General features: G+C 75.2%; 12 protein-coding genes. 7 read left to right on the forward strand and 5 right to left on the reverse strand.

What is annotated here, in order from left to right; all coding sequences use genetic code 11:
- Nucleotides 1-72 precede the first annotated feature (72 nt).
- Nucleotides 73-2091 (reverse strand): ABC transporter ATP-binding protein, encoded by a 2019-nt coding sequence (locus tag RKE29_RS05150; protein ID WP_312003825.1) that lies wholly within the window; start codon nucleotides 2089-2091, stop codon nucleotides 73-75.
- A gap of 188 nt (nucleotides 2092-2279) precedes the next feature.
- Between RKE29_RS05150 and RKE29_RS05155 the strand changes: the two genes are divergently transcribed.
- The 6 genes from RKE29_RS05155 to RKE29_RS05175 all read left to right on the forward strand — a co-directional run bounded on the left by RKE29_RS05155 (nucleotide 2280) and on the right by RKE29_RS05175 (nucleotide 7780).
- The gene (locus RKE29_RS05155; RefSeq protein ID WP_312003826.1) at nucleotides 2280-2690 is read left to right on the forward strand and encodes an RpiB/LacA/LacB family sugar-phosphate isomerase; all 411 of its coding nucleotides are present in this window, start codon (nucleotides 2280-2282) and stop codon (nucleotides 2688-2690) included.
- A 302-nt stretch (nucleotides 2691-2992) separates the two neighbouring features.
- Nucleotides 2993-3070, forward strand: a complete 78-nt coding sequence (locus tag RKE29_RS30765; protein WP_369016027.1) for a putative leader peptide — start codon at nucleotides 2993-2995, stop codon at nucleotides 3068-3070.
- Between the two features lie 332 nt (nucleotides 3071-3402).
- Nucleotides 3403-4539, forward strand: coding sequence for a dimethylsulfone monooxygenase SfnG (sfnG, locus tag RKE29_RS05160; RefSeq protein ID WP_312003827.1), 1137 nt, complete (start codon nucleotides 3403-3405; stop codon nucleotides 4537-4539).
- Between the two features lie 82 nt (nucleotides 4540-4621).
- The gene (ssuE, locus tag RKE29_RS05165) at nucleotides 4622-5176 is read left to right on the forward strand and encodes an NADPH-dependent FMN reductase (protein ID WP_312003828.1); all 555 of its coding nucleotides are present in this window, start codon (nucleotides 4622-4624) and stop codon (nucleotides 5174-5176) included.
- A 134-nt stretch (nucleotides 5177-5310) separates the two neighbouring features.
- Nucleotides 5311-6531: an SfnB family sulfur acquisition oxidoreductase gene (locus RKE29_RS05170; protein ID WP_312003829.1), complete on the forward strand. Its 1221-nt coding sequence runs from the start codon at nucleotides 5311-5313 to the stop codon at nucleotides 6529-6531.
- 70 nt (nucleotides 6532-6601) lie between these two features.
- Complete coding sequence (locus tag RKE29_RS05175) at nucleotides 6602-7780, forward strand: LLM class flavin-dependent oxidoreductase (RefSeq protein WP_312003831.1); 1179 nt, start codon at nucleotides 6602-6604, stop codon at nucleotides 7778-7780.
- 111 nt (nucleotides 7781-7891) lie between these two features.
- Here the strand turns inward: RKE29_RS05175 and RKE29_RS05180 are convergent, their stop codons facing one another.
- The 3 genes from RKE29_RS05180 to RKE29_RS05190 are packed head-to-tail and all read right to left on the reverse strand — an operon-like array spanning nucleotide 7892 to nucleotide 15117.
- Complete coding sequence (locus tag RKE29_RS05180) at nucleotides 7892-8911, reverse strand: alpha/beta hydrolase-fold protein (RefSeq protein ID WP_312003832.1); 1020 nt, start codon at nucleotides 8909-8911, stop codon at nucleotides 7892-7894.
- A gap of 48 nt (nucleotides 8912-8959) precedes the next feature.
- On the reverse strand, nucleotides 8960-13348 hold the full coding sequence (locus RKE29_RS05185; RefSeq protein ID WP_312003833.1) for a beta-ketoacyl synthase N-terminal-like domain-containing protein: 4389 nt from the start codon (nucleotides 13346-13348) through the stop codon (nucleotides 8960-8962).
- Nucleotides 13345-15117, reverse strand: a complete 1773-nt coding sequence (locus tag RKE29_RS05190; RefSeq protein WP_312003834.1) for a fatty acyl-AMP ligase — start codon at nucleotides 15115-15117, stop codon at nucleotides 13345-13347. Before RKE29_RS05190 ends, RKE29_RS05185 begins: the two co-directional genes overlap by 4 nt.
- 717 nt (nucleotides 15118-15834) lie before the next feature.
- Between RKE29_RS05190 and RKE29_RS05195 the strand changes: the two genes are divergently transcribed.
- A complete protein-coding gene (locus RKE29_RS05195; protein WP_312003835.1) occupies nucleotides 15835-17088 on the forward strand; it encodes a helix-turn-helix domain-containing protein in 1254 nt (417 codons plus the stop codon).
- A gap of 239 nt (nucleotides 17089-17327) precedes the next feature.
- Here RKE29_RS05195 and recQ read toward each other — a convergent pair whose 3' ends face one another.
- On the reverse strand, nucleotides 17328-19151 hold the full coding sequence (recQ, locus tag RKE29_RS05200; protein WP_312003836.1) for a DNA helicase RecQ: 1824 nt from the start codon (nucleotides 19149-19151) through the stop codon (nucleotides 17328-17330).
- Nucleotides 19152-19287: the final 136 nt, after the last annotated feature.

Consider the following 19287-nt stretch of genomic DNA (forward strand, 5'->3'; position numbering starts at 1 on the left):
GCGTCCCCGCCGTCCCCTGGCCCGGACCGTCCCCCTGACCTCCTCCGCTCCGGCCGGCCGACGCCCCGCGCCTCACCCCCCGGCGCGCCGCCCCGCGTCCGCGCGTCCGCGCCGCTGCGCCTCCCCGCCCGGCTGCCGGGGCAGCGCGGCCGCGTCGGCGCACGGCTCCGTCGCGTACTGATCGGCCTGCATGCGGTACATGGCCGCGTACCGGCCCCCGAGGGCGAGCAGGTCGGCGTGGCTGCCGTGCTCGACCAGCCGGCCGTGGTGCAGCACGTAGATGGCGTCGGCGTGCTGGACGGCGGCCATGCGGTGCGTGACCAGCACCACCGCCCGGCCCGGCCCGGCCAGCGCCCGGATCCGCTCGAAGCAGGCGATCTCGGCGGCCGGGTCCATGGCGGAGGTCGGCTCGTCCACGATCACCAGGGACGTGCCGCGGTAGTGCGTGCGGGCCAGCCCGATCTTCTGCCACTGGCCCCCGGACAGGTCCGAGGCGCCGCGGAACTGCCGGGCCAGCAGCGTGTCCATGCCGCGCGGCAGCCCGTCGATGATCTCGTCCGCGCCCGAGTAGGCCGCGGCGGCGCGCACGTCGTCGGCGCCGGGCGGGCGGCCCGGCGCGCCGATGCGGATGTTGGTACCCGCCGTGAACGGCCACCGCTCGAAGTCCTGGGTCAGCAGGCTGACGTGCGCGAACACCTGCTGCCGGTCGGCGCGGGCGATGTCGACGCCGTCCCACAGGATGCGGCCGGCATCCGGCACGTACAGCCCGGCCAGCAGCTTGACCAGCGTGCTCTTGCCCGAGCCGTTCTCCCCGACGAGGGCGATCACCGAGCCGGAGCGGAGGGACATCGACACCTCGCACACCGCGGGCGCCGCCCGGTCCGGGTAGCGGAAGGTCACCCTGTCCAGGGCGATCGTCTGCGGCGGCCCGGCCAGGTCGAGCCCGCCGTCGGGGATCGCCCGGGCCCGCGCCGCGGCCAGGAACCGGTCCAGGTCCCGTACGTACAGCGACTCCTCGTGGAGCTGGTTGAGGTACATGACCAACCCGCCAAGGCTGGTCGAGCCGGAGCGGACGGCCAGCACGGCCGTCCCGGCCACCGCGATCTCCATCCGCCCGCCGAGGATCAGCGCCGCCAGCGTGGCGTACGTGGCCAGGGCCGCCGCCCCGGACAGCGCCGCCGCCAGCAGTTCGGTGGCCGCCTTGTCGCGGGCCAGCCGGGTCTGCTCGCCCTCGGCGCACTCGGCCATGCGCCGGTAGTGGTGCAGGACGAACCGGCCCGCCCCGTGCACCCGCACCTCCTGCGCCGCGGTGCGGGAGGTGAGCATGCCGCCGAGCATCCGCCCGGCGCGCACGTGCTCCACCCACTGCATCATCGACACGTACCGCCGCTGGGCCACGCGCATCGCGCCCCAGCCGCGAGGCGCCACGATCAGCACGAGCATCGGCAGCAGCAGCGGGTGCAGGACGGTGAGCACGCCCGCCGCGGCCACCAGGGCGAGCAGGCCGTTGACCACCGCCACGCACGCGCCGATCATGCGGCGCGCGGAGGCGGCCCCGTACTGCGCGACATCGATCAGATGCCGGAACTCCCCGTCCTCCACCGCCTCCAGCTCCACCCGGGTCGCAGCCTCCAGGTACCGCTCGGTCGCCAGTCGCTCGACCTTCGGCTCCAGCCGGCCGGCCGCCGCGGTGGACAGCGACGACAGCACGGCGGCCGCCACCGCGACCAGCGCCGCGGCGACCAGCGCGGGCAGCGCGGCCCGTAACCGGTCGGCCGGGTCCCCGGACGGCAGGATCGCCCCCAGAACGGCGTTGACCGCGAGCAGGCCCAGCGCCTCGGCGATTCCCTGGCCGACCTCGGCGACCGCCACCGTCACCAGCGCCCGCCGGTCGGCCTGCCAGGCCAGCCGCACCGTCCGGCCGACCAGCCCCGGCAGGGAGCGCAGCGCCGAGGAGACGGTCAGATCCAGCGTCGCGTACTCGTGGTCGGACCAGCCCATGTCGTAGCGCAGCGGCCCGCCGAACAGGATCCGCTCGCTGTCGGACACCGCGGACTCGGCCGCCTCCGGGCGCCGCCAGAACCGTTTCATCACGCCTCCTGGTTGTGCCGGTGGGCCCGACGGTTCCGCCGCGCCCCGGTGGCCCGTGGGCCATCCCGTCGTCGGAACGTACGCACAGACAACGAACGCACGGGCGATCGCGTCACGGGGTCCCGCGCGGGACTACGGTGGGACCGGCACCCGTCCGGCGAGCCGGACCCGGAGACAAGGAGCGGGCCATGCGGTACGCCTTCGGCGCGGACGACGAGAACGCCACCACCCAGGCCGTCCTCGCGCACCTGCGGGAGCGCGGCGAGGTGGTCGTGGTCGACGGCGGCGGCCAGTGGCCGGCCATCGGCCAGGGCGTGGCCCGGGCGGTCGCGGCGGGCGAGGCGGACCTGGGCGTGGTGATGTGCTGGACCGGTACGGGCGTGTCGATCGCGGCGAACAAGGTGCCCGGCGCGCGGGCCGCCCTGGCGTGGGAGCCGTGGATCGCCCGGGGCGCCCGCCGCTGGAACGACGCCAACGTGATCGCCATGAGCCTCAAGCGGCTCGCCCCGGACGTGGCCGTGGAGTGCCTGGAGGCGTTCCTCGACCCCGAGGCGGAGCCGGACCCCGACGAGCGGGCGAACATCGACGCGCTGGAGTAGCGGCCCGCCTTCTGCTGCCCGCCTTCCGCGGCCCGCCGTCGTCGGTCCGCCTCCGCCGCCCGCCGCATTCCGCTCGGCGCGTTCCACGTCGCGTCTTCCGCGGACCCGTACGGACCGTCTCCGCCGGGCGCGCGCCCGGCCCCGGGCACCTGATCGGCGGGCGCGTCCGGCGCCCGGCGCGCGACCCGGCGGCGCCCGTCAGGCGCGCGGCAACAGCGCCCCGGCACGTTCCGGAATGCGAGATTCCCATCTCCTTTCCTTGACGGTCCGCTCGGCCCCCTGCTTCCATCGGTGGCATGAAGATGCGACTTGACCTGACGAGGCGGCGTTACGTCGATCTCGCGCGTGTCTCAAGCGCCTTCTGTTGCCGCGGCCACTGACGGGCAGTCATTTCCCGTACGCCTTTTCCCCTCGCGCTGTGACCGGCTCTCGACCAGAGCCGAAAGCGCGGCCACGGCCCGCAGCCCGATGATTTCCGCGAACCCGCCGCGACCGGCGCCGTCACACGTGAAGCCTCTCGCGGGCCCGCAGCCCGCGAACCGCCGCCGCTTTTCCTTTCCGCCGTCCCGCCCGTTTCCCGGGCCGGGACGGACGATCCCCGCCGCGCGCCCGGAAAAACCCGGACCCCGAGTGGGAGACGCGGAAACCGGAAGAGGAAAACGGCTCCGTCCCGCCCTTCTCGCGGCCTTCTCACGCCTTCCGGAGTTCATCCATGTCCGTCGTGCCCGCCTCCGACGCCTCCACCGACCCCGTACGTTTCGCCTATTGGGTGCCGAACGTCAGCGGCGGCCTGGTCACCAGCACCATCGAGCAGCGCACCGACTGGGGCTACGACTACAACCGCGAACTCGCCGTCCTCGCCGAGAACAGCGGCTTCGACTACGCCCTCAGCCAGGTCCGCTACATGGCCAGCTACGGCGCCGAGTACCAGCACGAGTCGACCAGCTTCAGCCTCGCCCTGCTGCTGGCCACCCAGCGGCTGAAGGTCATCGCGGCCGTCCACCCCGGCCTGTGGCACCCCGGCGTGCTGGCCAAGCTGGGCGCGACCGCCGACCACCTGTCCGGGGGCCGGTTCGCGGTGAACGTCGTCAGCGGCTGGTTCAAGGGCGAGTTCACCGCCCTCGGCGAGCCGTGGCTGGAGCACGACGAGCGCTACCGGCGCTCGGAGGAGTTCATCCGCGCGCTGCGCGCCATCTGGACCGAGGACCACGCGGAACTCGCCGGCGACTTCTACCGGGTCCGCGACTTCACCCTCAAGCCCAAGCCGCTGGCCGGCCCCGGCCGCCCGCACCCGGAGATCTTCCAGGGCGGCAACTCCACCGCGGCCCGGGAGATGGCCGGGCGGGTCTCCGACTGGTACTTCAGCAACGGCAAGGACTTCGACGGGGTCACCGAGCAGGTCCGCGACGTGCGCGCCGCCGCCGCCCGGGCCGGCCGCACCGCCCCCCGCTTCGGCCTCAACGGCTTCCTGATCGCCCGCGACACCGAGGCCGAGGCCCGCGAGACGCTGCGCGAGATCGTCGCCAAGGCCGACACCGAGGCCGTCCACGGCTTCGGCGCCGCCGCCCAGCAGGCCGGCCAGTCCACCGCCGACGGCAAGGGCATGTGGCAGGACTCCTCCTTCGAGGACCTGGTGCAGTACAACGACGGGTTCCGCACCGGCCTGATCGGCACCCCCGAGCAGATCGCGGAGCGCATCGTCGCCTACAAGCGGCTCGGCGTCGACCTGTTCCTCCTCGGCTTCCTGCACTACCTGGAGGAGGTCGAGTACTTCGGCAAGCGCGTGCTGCCGCTCGTACGGGAGCTGGAGGCGGCGCAGCCCGCGGCGGCCGAACCCGCCGCCGTCTGACGGCCCTGGCCCACCCGCGGCCGAAGCCCCGGCCCCGCGCCCCCCACCGCACCCCCGCCGCCGAAGCACCGAAGGACTCCCCATGGCCACCATCCTGTCCGTCTCCGGAAGCCCGTCCGCGGCCTCCCGCACCACCGGGCTGCTGCGCCACCTCGACGCCCGGCTCACCGCCCAGGGCCACGAGGTGGTGCCCCTGGACGTCCGCGCCCTGCCCGCCGAGGCGCTGCTCGGCGCGGACGTCCGGCACCCGGCGATCGCCGCCGCCGCCGACCTGGTGCGGCGGGCCGACGGCCTCGTCATCGGCACCCCCGTGTACAAGGCCGCCTACTCCGGCCTGCTGAAGTCCCTGCTGGACCTCCTGCCGCAGTACGCGCTCACCGGCAAGACCGTGCTCCCGCTGGCCACCGGCGGCACCACCGCCCACGTGCTGTCCATCGACTACGCGCTGCGCCCGGTGCTGTCCTCGATGGGCGCGGCGCACATCGTGCAGGGCTGGTTCACGCTGGACACCGACATCGCGCTCCGGCCCGACGGCACCGTCGACGTCGCGCCCGCCGCCGCGGAGGCCCTGACCCAGGCCGTCGACCAGTTCTCCGTCGCCCTCGGGCGTACGTCCCTGCTCGCCGCCGCCGGCTGAGCGACCGGCCGCCCCCGCCGGGGGCGCCCGAGGGCCCCCGGCAACCCCGCCCGAAGACCCGTGATTCCGTCCGGCCCCCCGGCCCGTAGAACCGTCCGCAAGCAGCCGCCGTCCGCACCGCAGGAGCCCGCAGCATGACCGCCCCCACCCGCCCCGAGCCCGCCCGGGCCGCCCCCGCCCATGTGATCGCCGACGACGCGGAGGCGCTGGCCGTGGCGGCCCGGCTGGCCGACGAGTTCCGCGCCGGGGCGGCCGAGCGGGACGCCGAGCGGCGGCTGCCGCACGCCGAGGTGGAGCGCCTGTCGGCCTCCGGGCTGCTGGCCGTCACCGTGCCCGCCGAGCACGGCGGCGCCGACGTCACCGCCGCCACCCTCGCCGAGGTCTTCCGCCTGCTGGCCTCCGCCGACGCCAGCCTCGCGCAGATCCCGCAGAGCCACTTCGTGTACGTGGGCGTGCTGCGCGCCCAGGGCACCGCGCGGCAGCGGGAGTTCTTCTTCCGCGAGGTCCTGGCCGGGCGGCGGCTGGGCAACGCCCAGTCCGAGGCGGGCACCCGGCACGTGCAGGACATCCGCACCCGCCTGGACCCCGCCCCGGACGGCGGCCACCTGCTCACCGGCCTCAAGCACTACGCCACCGGCGCGCTGTTCGCCCACTGGATACCGGTGCTGGCGCGCGCCGGAGACGGCGAGCTGCACGTGGCGTACGTGCCGAGGGACGCGCCCGGTCTGACCGTCACCGACGACTGGGACGGCATGGGCCAGCGCACCACCGCCAGCGGCACCGTCCGGCTGGACGCCGTGCCCGTACCCGCCGACCGCGTCGTGCCGCACCACCTCACCTTCCGCGGGCCCCAGCTGCACGGCGCCGTGGCCCAGCTGCTGCACACCGCGATCGACACCGGCATCGCCGCCGGGGCGCTCGCCGAGGCCGCCGCCTTCGTCCGCACCAAGAGCCGCCCCTGGTTCGAGAGCGGCGTGGACACCGCGGCCGAGGATCCGCTGCTGATCCAGCGGTTCGGCGAGCTGGCCATCCAGGTCCGCGCCGCCGAGGCGCTGCTGCGCGACGCCGCCCGCGCCGTGGACGCCGCCCGCGCGGACCTGACCGACGACACCGCCGCCGAGGCGTCCGTCGCGGTCGCCGCGGCCAAGGCGTTCGCCGGCGAGACGGCCGTGACCCTGGGCGGCGCGCTGTTCGAGGTCGCCGGCACCCGCTCCGCGCTGCGCGGTCTGAACCTGCACCGGCACTGGCGGGACGCGCGCACCCACACCCTGCACGACCCGGCCCGGTGGAAGGTCCAGCACGTGGGCCGCTACGTGCTCAACGGCACCCGGCCGCCCCGCCACGGCCTGCTGTGACCGACGCGCCCGCGACCGAAGCCGACCGACCCCGCGGCCCCGAGGGCCCCGACGAAAGGCCGACCCCACCGTGCCCCTCACCTTCCACTGGTTCCTGCCCACCTACGGCGACAGCCGCTCGGTCGTCGGCGGCGGCCACGGCACGGCCGTCGGCACGGCGGGCGGCGACCGGCCGGCGACCCTCGGCTACCTGACCCAGATCGCCCGCGCCGCCGAGGACCTGGGCTTCGCCGGCGCGCTCACCCCCACGGGCGCCTGGTGCGAGGACGCCTGGCTGACCACGGCCATGCTGGCCCGGGAGACCGAGCGGCTGAAGTTCCTCGTCGCCTTCCGGCCCGGCCTTGTCTCGCCCACCCTGGCCGCGCAGATGGCCGCCACCTTCCAGCGGCACAGCGGCGGCCGGCTGCTGCTCAACGTGGTCACCGGCGGCGAGAGCCACGAGCAGCGCGCATACGGCGACTTCCTCGACAAGGACGCCCGCTACGCGCGCACCGGCGAGTTCCTGGAGGTCGTCCGCGGGCTGTGGGAGGGCCGCACGGTGGGCCTGGCCGGCGAGCACGTGCGCGTGGAGGGCGCGAAGCTGGCCCGAGTGCCCGACCCGGCACCCGAGATCTACTTCGGCGGCTCCTCGCCCGCGGCCGGGAACATCGCCGCCCGGCACGCCGACGTCTACCTCACCTGGGGCGAGCCGCCCGCCCAGGTGCAGCGGAAGGTCGAGTGGGTGCGCGCGCTGGCCGCGCTGGAGGGCCGCACCCCGCGCTTCGGCATCCGGCTGCACGTCATCACCCGGGACACCGCCGAACAGGCGTGGGCCGAGGCGCGGCGGCTGCTGGCGGGCTTCGACCCTCAGGCCGTGCGGGCCATCCAGGCGGGCCTGTCCCGCAGCGAGTCCGAGGGCCAGCGCCGGATGCTCGCCCTGCACGGCGGCAGCGCCGACGACCTGGAGGTCTCCCCGAACCTGTGGGCCGGCATCGGCCTGGTGCGCGGCGGCGCGGGCACCGCGCTCGTCGGCAGCCACGCCGAGGTCGCCGAGCGCATCGTCGAGTACCACCGGCTGGGCATCGACGAGTTCGTGCTGTCCGGGCACCCGCACGTGGAGGAGGCGTACTGGTTCGGCGAGGGCGTGCTGCCGCTGCTGCGCGAGCGCGGCCTGTGGCGCCACCCGGCCGGCGCCGGCCGGGCGCAGGCGCCCGCCGAGGTCCCGTTCGCGGCGTCCAGCGCGCCCGCCGCGCCCACCGCGGCCTTCTGACGCGCACGCCCCCGGCAGCCCGTACGCCGCCGCGCGCGGAAACGCGGCGGCGTACGGGCCGTACGCCCCCGCGGTGCGTACGGCCCGGGACCCGCTGACGCGGACGTACGGTCAGGCGGGCACGCCCAGGCCCTTGGCCAGCATCGGCCAGGACGCCTTGAACTCCCGCTGCCAGTAGTTCCAGGCGTGCGCGGCGCCCAGGTAGAAGTGCGTCGTGACGGGTACGCCCAGGGTCGCCAGGCGCAGCGCGAAGGTGTGCGCCTGGATCCACAGGGTGCTCTCGATCACCTTGGCGTCGAGCGGGTCGCCCTCCATGGACACCCCGCTGCCCTGGGAGATGTACAGCGGCGTGCCGCGCAGCTTCGAGGCCAGCGCGAACGGGTTGTGCGCCTGCCAGTTGGACCAGTTGAAGACGACGTTGCCCCACAGGCTGTCGCCGGGCAGGTTCTCCCGCTGCACCAGCAGGCTGATCAGCTGGGGCAGGCCCGGGTCCAGCGTGCTGAGGATGCCGCTGTAGGAGGCGGCCGCCGCGAACGAGCCCGGGCGGCGGGCGGCCAAGGCGACGGCCCCGTAGCCGCCGGTGGAGATGCCCGCCACGACCCGCTTGTCGCCCGCGCGGTAGCCGCCGCGCAGGATCTGCCACAACTCGTCGACCTGGAACTTCTCATAGTTCGGGCCGTTGTTCCACCAGTCGGTGACGATGCCGGTGGGACCGGCCGACGGCAGCACGGTGATGACGTCCTTGTCGGCCGTGAACTCCTCGATGTCCGTCTCCCGGGTCCACGACGTGTAGTCGTCGTGTGCGCCCTGGAGCAGGTAGAGCACCGGCCAGGTGCGGGTCGCGTCCTTCGACCAGCCGCGCGGCAGCAGCAGCCGCACCGGCATCTCCGCCTTGGCGGCCGGAGAGTCGATCTTCAGGTCGACGGTCCGGTCGTCCAGCCACTTCTCCGAGACGACGCGGGCGCCGTCGTCGGCGGTGGCGCCCGGGGCGGTGACGGTGGCCGGTGCGGCCGTGGTCGCCAGCGCGCCGGGCGTGCAGACCAGCATGGCGGCGGCCGCGACCACGGCCGCGCCGGTCAGGGCCGCGCGTGGCGTGGCGGCGAAGCGTTCTCTTCGGTGGCTTCCAGACATGGGGTGTCCTCGTTGTCCAGGTGAGCGGGTACGGACGCGGGCCGCCGGTCAGCCCGCCGCGAGGTCGCGGACGAGCAGTTCGGCGAGGAGGTCGACCACGGGCGGGTCGAGCAGCGACAGGTGGTGGCCGGGCAGCGGCGCGACGGTCAGGTCCGGGCAGTAGGCGTCCCAGCCCAGCGCCGCGTCGTCCCGCTCGTAGCGCGTGTCCCGCACGGTGTGCGGGGCCGCCTCGGTGGCCCGGTACAGCAGCGTCCGGCCGCCGTACGGGCGCGGGGTGTGCCGCTCGCCGCTGCGCAGGTCCAGGTAGGAGGTGCGCTGGTGCTCCAGCACCGCCGGAGGCAGGTCCACCGCGTGCTCCAGGGCCTTGATGACCAGCTCGATCTGCTCGGCGTCGGCCAGCGCGGCCAGCTGCTCGTACGGGATGGGCAGCGGGCTGCCGTAGGTGCGCTCCACGTACTCGGCGAACGCCGCGAACCGCCGCCTGACCTCCTCCAGCGGCGACAGCTCGGGCGCGGGCAGCGGCAGCACGCTGTCGACCAGCACCAGGGACGTGACCGTGCCGTGCCCGGCCAGCAGGCGCGCGGTCTCCTGCGCCACCACCCCGCCGTAGGACCAGCCGCCCACGGCCCACGGCCCGGCCGGGCTGGCCTCGCGGACCAGGCGCGCGTACGCCGCCGCCCGCTCGGACACCTCGGTCAGCTCCGGCAGCCGCTCCAGGCCGACAACGGGCTGGTCGGCGCCGAGCCGGTCGGCCAGGCCCCGGTAGACGGCCGCCGAGCCGCCCGCCGGGTGGATCAGGAACAGCGGCGGGCGGGAGCCCTCCGCCCGGAGAGTGCGCAGCGGGCCGCTGACCGGCTCCTCCAGGCCCGGCCGCACCACGGCGGCGATCCCGGCGACCGTGCCCGGCCCTCCGGTCAGGTCGGCCACCGCGACCTGCTGCCCGGCCCGCTCGCCGAGCACCGCCGCGAACCGCTCCAGGAACTCCGGATCCCGTCCGGCCAGGCCCAGGTCGTCCTCCACCCCGGACGGCGGCGCGCCGGTGACGGCCTCCCAGGCGTGCGCGACCAGCCGCTCCGCCGCGTCCCGGGGCAGCACGCCGCCCGCCGACGCGGCCCGCTCGCCCGGCCCGGCCTCGCGGCCGTCCAGCAGGGCCACCACCGCGGAGACCGTGCCGTGCCGCAGCAGCACCCGCGGCTCGATCGCCGTGCCGAACTCGGCCTGGACGGCGGCCAGGATGCGGGCGGCCATCAGGGAGTCCAGACCCAGCTCGGTCAGCGGGGTGTCGGGGTCGATGCGGTCGGGCCGGTAGCCCATGACCTCGGCCACGACCGCCCGCAGCCGGTCCACCGTGGTCAGCGGACCGGACTCGCGCGCCCCGCCGGCCGGGTCCGGCGCCTCGGCCGCGCGCGGCGCCGCCGGCGCGGCGTACCGGGGCGCGGCCGCGCCGTCCGCCGCCCAGTACCGCGTGTGCCGCCAGCGCGGCCCCGGCAGGTCGACCACCCGGCCGTCCGGGTGCAGGTCCCGGGGCGGCGCGGCGGCGCCGTGCACCAGCAGCGAGGCCAGCGACGACCGGAAGGCCACCGCGTCGTCCGCGCCGCGCCGCAGGGTCGGCAGCACCAGCGCGTCGTCCACGCCCGCCGCGCGCAGCGTCTCGGTGAGCGGGTGCAGCTGCGTGGGGTGCGGGGAGACCTCCACGAACACCCGGTGGCCGTCCTGCGCGGCGGCGGCCACGGCCTGCGTGAAGCGGACCGGACGGCGCAGGTTGGCCGCCCAGTAGCCGACGTCGAAGTGCCGGGCGTCGTACGGCGAGTCCAGCACCGTGGTGTAGAACCGGCAGCCGGGCGCCGCGTACGGGACGCTGCCCAGCTCCTTGGTCACCGGGCCGAGCAGCGGGTCGATCGCCGGCGAGTGGCCGGCGGCGACCACGTGCAGCGAGCGGGCAAGACCGCCCTCCTCGGAGACCTGGGCGATGAGCGCGTCGATGTCCGCGGCCGACCCGGTGACCACGCTCTGCACGGGCGAGGCGTGCACCGCCACCTGAAGGCTCGGCAGCCGCGCCGACAGCGCGCGGATCCACTCCGCCGGCCGTTCGACCACCGCCATCGCGCCGCCGGACAGGCCGTCCAGCAGCCGGGAGCGTACGGCGATGATCCGCGCGCCGGTCTCCGCGTCGATCGCCCCGGCCACCACGGCCGCGGCCACCTCGCCCATCGAGTGCCCGATGACCGCGCCCGGCCGGAAGCCGTACGCGCGCCACAGCTCGGCCAGCGCCACCTGCACGCCGAACAGCACCGGCTGCACCACCGACGGCACCGCCAGCTCCGCGTCGGGCCGCAGGTGGGCGCGGAGCGACAGGCCCGCGTGGGCGAGCACCAGCGGCTCCAGCGCGTCCAGGGCCTCGGCGAACACCGGCTCCGTCTCCAGCAGGCCGCGCGCCATGCCCGGCCACTGGGAGCCGTACCCGGAGAACACCCACACCGGCCCCGGGCCGCCGCGCGTGCCGCGCCCGTCACCGGTGATCACGTTCGGGTGCGGGCGGCCCTCGGCCAGGTGCGCCCACGCGTCGGCCAGCTCCGCGGTGCCGCTCGCGACGACCGCGGCCCGGTGCCGGCCCTTGCCGGTACGGCCCGCCAGGGTACGGGCCACGTCCTCGGCGCGCGCCGCCCGCGCCCGCGGCGAGGCCAGCCACCGGGCCAGGTCGCCGGCGTCCTCGCGCAGCCGGTCCTCGGCCGGCGCGTCCAGCAGGGCCACCACCGGCGTACGGGCCGGCTGTCGGCCCGCCGCGCCGCGCGCCCCGCCCTCCGGGCGGCCCCGCCGGGGCAGCGGCCGGTGCTCCTGGAGCACCACGTGCGCGTTGGTGCCGCCGAAGCCGAACGCGGACACCCCCGCGGTGGCCGTGCCCGAGTAGCGCGGCCACGGCTCGGGATCGGCGACGACCCGCAGCGCCAGGCCGTCGAAGTCGATGTGCGGGCTCGGCTCGGTGAAGTGCAGCTGCGCCGGAATCTCCCCGTGGTGCAGCGCCAGCACCGTCTTGACCAGGCCCGTGACGCCCGCCGCGGCCTCCAGGTGGCCCAGGTTGGTCTTCACCGACCCCACCAGCAGCGGCTGTTCGGGGTCGCGGCCCCGCCCGAGCACCGCGCCGAGCGCGCCCGCCTCGATGGGGTCGCCCAGGGCCGTGCCGGTGCCGTGCGCCTCGACGTAGTCCACGTCGGCGGGCGCCACCGGGCCCTGCTCCAGGTGCGCCTGCTCCAGCAGGGCCCGCTGCGCCTCGGCGTTGGGCGCCAGCAGCCCGTTGGAGCGGCCGTCGGAGTTGACGGCCGTGGAGCGGATGACCGCCAGCACCCGGTCGCCGTCCCGCTCGGCGTCCACCAGCCGCTTGAGGACCACCACGGCGCAGCCCTCGCCGCGGACCATGCCGTCGGCCGCCGCGTCGAAGGTCTTGCAGCGGCCGTCGGCCGCGGTGGCGCCCGCCCGCTGGAAGGCCAGCGTCAGCGCGGGCGACAGCAGGACGTTCACCCCGCCGGCCAGCGCCGTGTCGCACTCGCCGGACGCCAGGGAGCGCACCGCCTGGTGCACGGCCACCAGCGACGAGGAGCAGGCCGTGTCGACCGCCAGGCTCGGCCCGCGCAGGTCCAGGGCGTACGACAGCCGGTTCGCGGCGATGCTCAGCGCCGCGCCGGGCGGCGTCCACGCGTCCACCCGGCCCAGGGCCGCGGTGGTCAGCTGGGCGTACTCGTTGCCGCTGATCCCCACGAACACGCCCGTGCGGGTCCCGGCCAGCGCGCCCGCGGGCACCGCGGCGTGGTCCAGGCTCTCCCGGGTGACCTCCAGCAGAAGCCGCTGCTGCGGGTCCATGGCCACCGCCTCGTGCGGGGCGATGCCGAAGAACTCCGCGTCGAACCCGGCGACGTCCGCCAGGTACGCGCCGTGCCGGCTCACCTCCCGCAGCTCCTCGCTGCCGGGGTCCGCGAACCCGTCCCAGCGGCCCTCCGGCAGGGTGCCGACCGCGTCCTGACCGCCGGTCAGCAGCTCCCAGAAACCCGCCGCGGAGGTGACGCCGCCCGGCAGCCGGCAACCGACGCCGATGACGGCGACGGGCGTGAGGGCGCTGCCGGACGGCCGGTCGGCGTCCCCGGCCGCGGCCTTGGCGTCCACCGTGTCCAGAGGGTTTCTCGCCGTGTCCGTCCCGTTGAGCCCGTTGACGAGCTGCGCCAGCCGCTCGATGGTGGGCGCCTCCCACAGCAGGGTGGCCGGCAGCGGCACCTCGACCAGGGTGCTCAGCTCCGCGGCCAGCGACACGGCGTGACGGGAGGTCAGGCCCAGCTCGGCGAACGGCCTGTCGTCGGTGATCTCGCCCCGGTCCAGCCCGTACCACTCCTGGAGCCGGTCGACCAGCGTGCGGCGCACGAGGTCGGTCAGATCAGCCGTGCCCTTCATCGACCCTCCGCTTCCCCGCCGGACTCCCCGCCGAAACCGCCGTCCAGGTACCGGGCCCGGCACGCGCTGCGGGACACCTTGCCGCTGGAGGTGCGCGGCACCGACCCGGGCGGCACCAGCAGCACCCGGGACAGGCGCAGCCCGTGCTCGGCCGACACGCGCGCGCGGGCCACCGAGTCGGCCTCGACGCGCAGCGCGTCGGTGGGCGTCACGTCCCGACGGTACTCGGCGACGGCGATCACCTGCTCCTCCTCGCCGCCCGCGCCGCCGGGCACGGAGAACACGGCCAGCCGGTCGCGGCGCACGCTGTCCACTCCCGACTGGATGGTCTCCTCGATGTCCTGCGGGTAGTGGTTGCGGCCGTCCGCGATCACCAGGTCCTTCAGCCGCCCGGTCACCAGCAGCCGCCCCTCGTGCATCGCGCCGAGGTCGCCGGTGCGCAGCCACGGCTCGTCGCCCTCGCCGGGCACGCGCGCGCCGAACGTCTCGGTCGACGCCTCGGGCCGCTTCCAGTAGCCCAGGCCGATGTTGGGGCCGCGCAGCAGGATCTCGCCGACCACGCCCTCGGGCAGCGGCGTGCCGTCCTCGGGGGAGACGACGCGCAGCTCCTGCCCGACCGGGGCGCCGCAGGCCACCAGGGCCGTGGCGGACCCGTCCCCGGCGTCCGCGGCCACGATACGGCCCTCGCCCAGCGCGGCGCGGTCGCAGACCACCGTCCTGACCGGCACGTCCTGCGGGTCGGTGGTGACGAACACGGTCGCCTCGGCGAGCCCGTAGGAGGGGCACATCGCCTCGGGCCGCAGCCCGGCGTCGGCGAACGCCTCCTGGAAGCGCTCCAGCGTGCCCGGGCGGATCGGCTCGGCGCCGTTGATGAGCGCGTGCACCCGGTCCAGCCGCAGGACAGCGGCCTCCTGCGGGTCGATCCGCGAGGCGCAGTAGTCGTACGCGAAGTTCGGCGCCGCGCCGACCGTCGCGGGGTACGCGCCGAGCAGCCGCAGCCACCGGACCGGCTGCTCAAGGAAGGAGATCGGGTCCATCAGGACGGACGGCAGGCCCCCCACCACCGGCGCGGCCACGCTGAGCACGAGCCCCATGTCGTGGAACAGCGGCAGCCAGCTCACGCACGTGCCCGGCTCCCAGTAGGCGTCCACGGCCTGGCGGGCGTTGGCCACCACGTTCCCATGGGTGATCATCACGCCGGCCGGCACCCGGGTGGAGCCCGAGGTGTACTGGAGGTACGCGACCTCGTGGAGGTCGGGGTCGGGCGGCAGCTCGGCGCCCGCGGAGGGCGCGGCGGGCAGCCGGTCGACGCACAGCAGGGGCACCGGCGCCGTGCCGTGCTCGGCGTGGAACCGCTCCACGAGCGGGGCCGTGGCCGTGTCCGACAGCACGCACGCCGGCTCGCAGCTGTCCAGCACGGCCGCCAGGCGGCCCGCGTGCCCGGGCAGGTCGGGGCTGAACAGCGGCACGGCGACGACCCGCGCGTACAGACAGCCGAGGAAGGCGGCCACGTAGTCCAGCCCCTGCGGCAGCAGCAGCGCGGCGCGGTCACCGGGCCGCGCGGTCTGCGCCAGCCGCTCGCCGATCGCGAGAGCCCGCTCGTACAGCCGCTTCCAGGTGACCGTCCGGTGCACTCCGGGCGACGCGGGGTCGGGGAACTCCACGAAGCTGAAGGCGCGCTGATGGCCGCGCTGTGCGGCCAGTTCCCGCAGTCGCGCGGGCAGGGACGGGTCACCGGCCGACGGACCGGCGGGGGGCGTGGGGGGCATGGCGGCTCCAATGGGGGCGGATAACAGGAGGACGGTGACGATCGCTATACGCCGCCGGTCCGGCGTTTCCCGACCGGCACTCGGGGAATGCCCTCTCCGGCGCATGGCGACATGCTCGGCCCTCCTTCTGGCCGGATGGTGACCGTAAAAACCCTGGGGAGAACAGGGTCCGTCCCGGACAACCTGCCGGTTAGATGAAGGGCTTACAGTTGCGCCAGCCGCATCTGTCACTCGCGTGACAAGAGTAACCGGGAAACCCTTTTCTGCTTCCGGTCGGGTTCCCGGTATCGCGGAAAATCTCGCATGGCGAGCCACGGTGCGCGGAAAGTGACAATCCGGCCGGGCGTCATTGTGCCGCACTGACGAAAAGAGGCGCGAGCCGACCGCCGCCGCCCTTTCCGCTACCGGACAGCCTGGCACGGAACGGCCCGCGGGCCCTTGTGTCCGCCGCGACAACCGCGGGCGGGTCCTTGCGCGCGCGGCGCGTATCGCCGCACCCCCGCCGCTCGATAGCGTCGCCGGCACCACCCCCAACTTCGCGCGCGGCCCGGCGGAGTACCGGGCCCGGCGAAACCCCCGACGCGCCGTTTCTTGTCATTTCAGTGACAAGAAACGGCGCGTCAATTTGCGTTCCGTACACGTGCGTAAGCCGCGAGCCGGAGGTACGGTCACGACACCGGCAAGATCTCCCTGACGCGGAAAGGAGCGTCCGCCACGGTGAGTGACACCGCTCTGCTGGCCCGTGAGACGTTCGCCCAGATACCGCGCGGGCTCTCCGAACACATCAGGCCGTTCCTGGACGACATCGCCGAGGACGTGGTCCGCGAGATTCAGGCACACGTCGCGGAGTACGCCCGCCCGAGCGACCCCACATATATGCGGACCCTCTACAAGGGTGTCGCCCAGGCCCTGACCCTGCTGCTGGACCGCATGGACCACCCGGACGGCAGCTCCGAGTCGGTCATCGAGACCTACCAGGCCATCGGCCGCGGCGAGGCCAACGAAGGGCGCAGCCTCGACGTCTTCCAGATGGCCCTGCGGGTCGGCGCGCGCATCACCTGGCGGAAGATCAACTCGCTGGCCGACTCGGATATCCTGCCGCGCTCCGCCGTGGTCCTGCTCGGCGAGGCGGGCCTGGTCCACCTCGACGAGATCGCCGCGGCCACCTCCGCCGGCTACACCGAGGCCCGGCTGCGCGCCGCCGGCGAACTCCAGCGGCGGCGCGCCCGCCTGCTGGACATGCTCACCGCCGACCCCCCGGCCCCTGTCGACGCCATCCAGGACCTGGCCCACGCCGCCCACTGGACGGTGCCCACCTCGCTGGCCGTCATCGCCCTGGACCAGCTGCCGGAGGCGGAGACGGCCCGGCCGATCGTGCCACCGGAGTTCCTGACCTCGTACGACCAGCGGCCCGGCTGCATCGTGGTGCCCGACCCGGACGGCCCCGGCCGGGCCCGCGTCATCGACCGCGCCCTGCACGGCCACCGCGCGGCCGTCGGCCCCACCGTGCCGGTCAGGGACGGCGCGCGCTCACTGCGCTGGGCCACCGACGCGCTGAACCTGACCCGCCGCGGCATCCTGCCCGACCACTGCGTGGTGCGCTGCTCGGAGCACCTGCGGACCATGCTGCTGTTCCGGGACGAGGAACTGGTCGAGGCCCTGGCCGACCAGCACCTCGGCCCCTTCGGCCAGATCCGCGCGCCGCACCGGGACCGGCTCGCCGAGACCCTGCTGTGCTGGTTGCAGTGCGGCCGCAACGCCAACGAGGTCGCCGTGCGCCTGGGCATCCACCCGCAGACCGTCCGCTACCGGCTGCGACAGCTCGAAGAGCTGTTCGGCGACTGCCTCCAGGACCCCGACACCCGTTTCGAGCTGGAACTCGTCCTGCGGGTACGCCACCTGCGGCCCCAGGGCGGCGTCGCCGACCCGGCGCCCCCCGCGGCCGCCCAGCCGGTGGCGGCCGGCCGGTAGCGCACGCGCGGCGTTTCGTACGGGCGCGGGCCGGCCGGGGCGCGCGCGGCGCGAGGCGCGAAACGGCCGCGGCGCGGGCCTGGCGTCCGCTCGGACGTGCCGTGGCGCGCCCGCGCGGAGCCGGTCGGCCCGTACGGTCGGTCGAGCCGTACGGACGGTCGCCCGCACGGTCGGTCGAGCCGCATAAACGGTCGGCCCGTGCGGACGGGCGCGGGCGCCGCGCGCAGGTCCGGTCCGGCTCAGGCCGACAGCGCGTCCAGGATCTGCTGCCCGTACTTGGCGAGCTTGTTCTCGCCGACCCCGCTCACCGTGCCCAGCTCCGCCAGCGTCGCGGGCCGCTCGGTCGCGATCTGCCGCAGCGTCGCGTCGTGGAAGATCACGTACGCGGGCACCCCCTGCTCGCGCGCGGTGGCCGCCCGCCAGGCGCGCAGCAGCTCGAACACCGGCACCGCCTCCTCGGGCAGCTCCACCGGAACGGCCGCCCGGCGCGCCGCCTTCTCGGCCCTGTCCGCCTTGTCTGCCTTGTCCGTGCGGGCCGCCCGCTCGGGCTCGCGGCGGAGCATGACCTTGTGCTCTCCCTTGAGCACCTCGGCGCTCGCGTCGGTGAGCACCAGCGTGCCGTAGTCGCCCTCCACGGCCAGCAGCCGCTGGGCCAGCAGCTGGCGGACCACCCCGCGCCACTCGCCCTCGCGCAGCTCGCCGCCGATGCCGAACACGCTCAGCGCGTCGTGGTCGAACTGGATCACCTTCGCCGTCTTGCGGCCCAGCAGGATGTCGATGATCTGCCCGGCCCCGAACTTCTGATTCCGCTCCCGCTTCAGGCGCACCACGGCCGACAGCAGCTTCTGCGCGGCCACGGTGCCGTCCCACGCCTGAGGAGGCGTCAGGCAGGTGTCGCAGTTGCCGCATTCCGACGGGCCCTGCTGGCCGAAGTAGGCCAGCAGCCGCGCCCGGCGGCACTCGACCGTCTCGCACAGGGCCAGCATCGCGTCCAGATGGGCGGTCAGGCGGCGGCGGTGGGCGTCGTCGCCCTCCGAGGTGTCGATCATCTTGCGCTGCTGGACCACGTCCTGCAGGCCGTACGCCAGCCAGGCGGTGGACGGCAGGCCGTCCCGCCCGGCGCGGCCGGTCTCCTGGTAGTAGCCCTCCACGGACTTGGGCAGGTCGAGGTGGGCGACGAACCGCACGTCGGGCTTGTCGATGCCCATGCCGAACGCGATCGTGGCGACCATCACCAGTCCGTCCTCGCGCAGGAAGCGGGACTGGTGGGCGGCGCGCGTGGCGGCGTCGAGCCCGGCGTGGTACGGCAGCGCCTCGATCCCGTTCTGCACCAGGAACTGCGCGGTCTTCTCCACCGAGGACCGCGACAGGCAGTAGACGATGCCCGCGTCCCCGGCGTGCTCGGCGGTCAGCAGGCGCAGCAGCTGCCGCTTCGGATCGTCCTTCGCCACCAGGCGGTACTGGATGTTGGGCCGGTCGAAGCTGGCCACGAAGTGCCGCGCGTCCTGGAGCTTCAGCCGGGAGGCGATCTCGGCGTGGGTGGCCTCGGTGGCGGTCGCGGTCAGCGCGATCCGCGGCACGGCGGGCCAGCGCTCGTGCAACTCGGACAGGGCCAGGTAGTCGGGCCGGAAGTCGTGGCCCCACTGGGCCACGCAGTGCGCCTCGTCGATGGCGAACAGGGCCACCGTGCCGCGCTCGAGCAGGCGCAGCGTGGCCTCCGAGCGCAGCCGCTCGGGCGCGAGGTAGAGCAGGTCCAGCTCGCCCGCCAGGAACTCGGCCTCCACCAGCCGCCGCTCGTCCAGATCCTGGGTGGAGTTGAGGAACCCCGCCCGCACGCCCAGCGCGCGCAGCGCGTCGACCTGGTCCTGCATCAGCGCGATGAGCGGCGACACGACGACGCCCACGCCCTCCCGCACCAGCGCGGGAATCTGGTAGCACAGCGACTTGCCGCCGCCGGTGGGCATGAGGACGAGCGCGTCACCGCCGCTGACGAGGTGCTCGATGATCTCTTGCTGGTCGCCCCGGAAGCTGTCGTAGCCGAAGACGCGGCGCAGCACCCGCAGGGCCTCGCCCGCGTCCGGGGCCTGGGGCCCGGGACCGTCGGCGCTCCCGCCATCGGCTATCGGGTCGGCCGACGGACCGGGGTCGGTGGTGAGGGCGAGGGCGGGGTCGGGCGCGTCGTCGGGGGAAGCCACCCGG

The organism is Streptomyces sp. B1866, assembly GCF_031932565.1.
In the GTDB taxonomy this organism is placed as follows: domain Bacteria; phylum Actinomycetota; class Actinomycetes; order Streptomycetales; family Streptomycetaceae; genus Streptomyces.

What these genes read in the sequence shown, in the direction of transcription:
- RKE29_RS05150 (WP_312003825.1), bottom strand. Translation starts at nt 2,091, where the DNA reads ATGAAACGGTTCTGGCGGCGCCCGGAGGCGGCCGAGTCCGCGGTGTCC.
- RKE29_RS05155 (WP_312003826.1), top strand. Translation starts at nt 2,280, where the DNA reads ATGCGGTACGCCTTCGGCGCGGACGACGAGAACGCCACCACCCAGGCC.
- RKE29_RS30765 (WP_369016027.1), top strand. Translation starts at nt 2,993, where the DNA reads ATGCGACTTGACCTGACGAGGCGGCGTTACGTCGATCTCGCGCGTGTC.
- sfnG (WP_312003827.1), top strand. Translation starts at nt 3,403, where the DNA reads ATGTCCGTCGTGCCCGCCTCCGACGCCTCCACCGACCCCGTACGTTTC.
- ssuE (WP_312003828.1), top strand. Translation starts at nt 4,622, where the DNA reads ATGGCCACCATCCTGTCCGTCTCCGGAAGCCCGTCCGCGGCCTCCCGC.
- RKE29_RS05170 (WP_312003829.1), top strand. Translation starts at nt 5,311, where the DNA reads ATGACCGCCCCCACCCGCCCCGAGCCCGCCCGGGCCGCCCCCGCCCAT.
- RKE29_RS05180 (WP_312003832.1), bottom strand. Translation starts at nt 8,911, where the DNA reads ATGTCTGGAAGCCACCGAAGAGAACGCTTCGCCGCCACGCCACGCGCG.
- RKE29_RS05185 (WP_312003833.1), bottom strand. Translation starts at nt 13,348, where the DNA reads ATGAAGGGCACGGCTGATCTGACCGACCTCGTGCGCCGCACGCTGGTC.
- RKE29_RS05190 (WP_312003834.1), bottom strand. Translation starts at nt 15,117, where the DNA reads ATGCCCCCCACGCCCCCCGCCGGTCCGTCGGCCGGTGACCCGTCCCTG.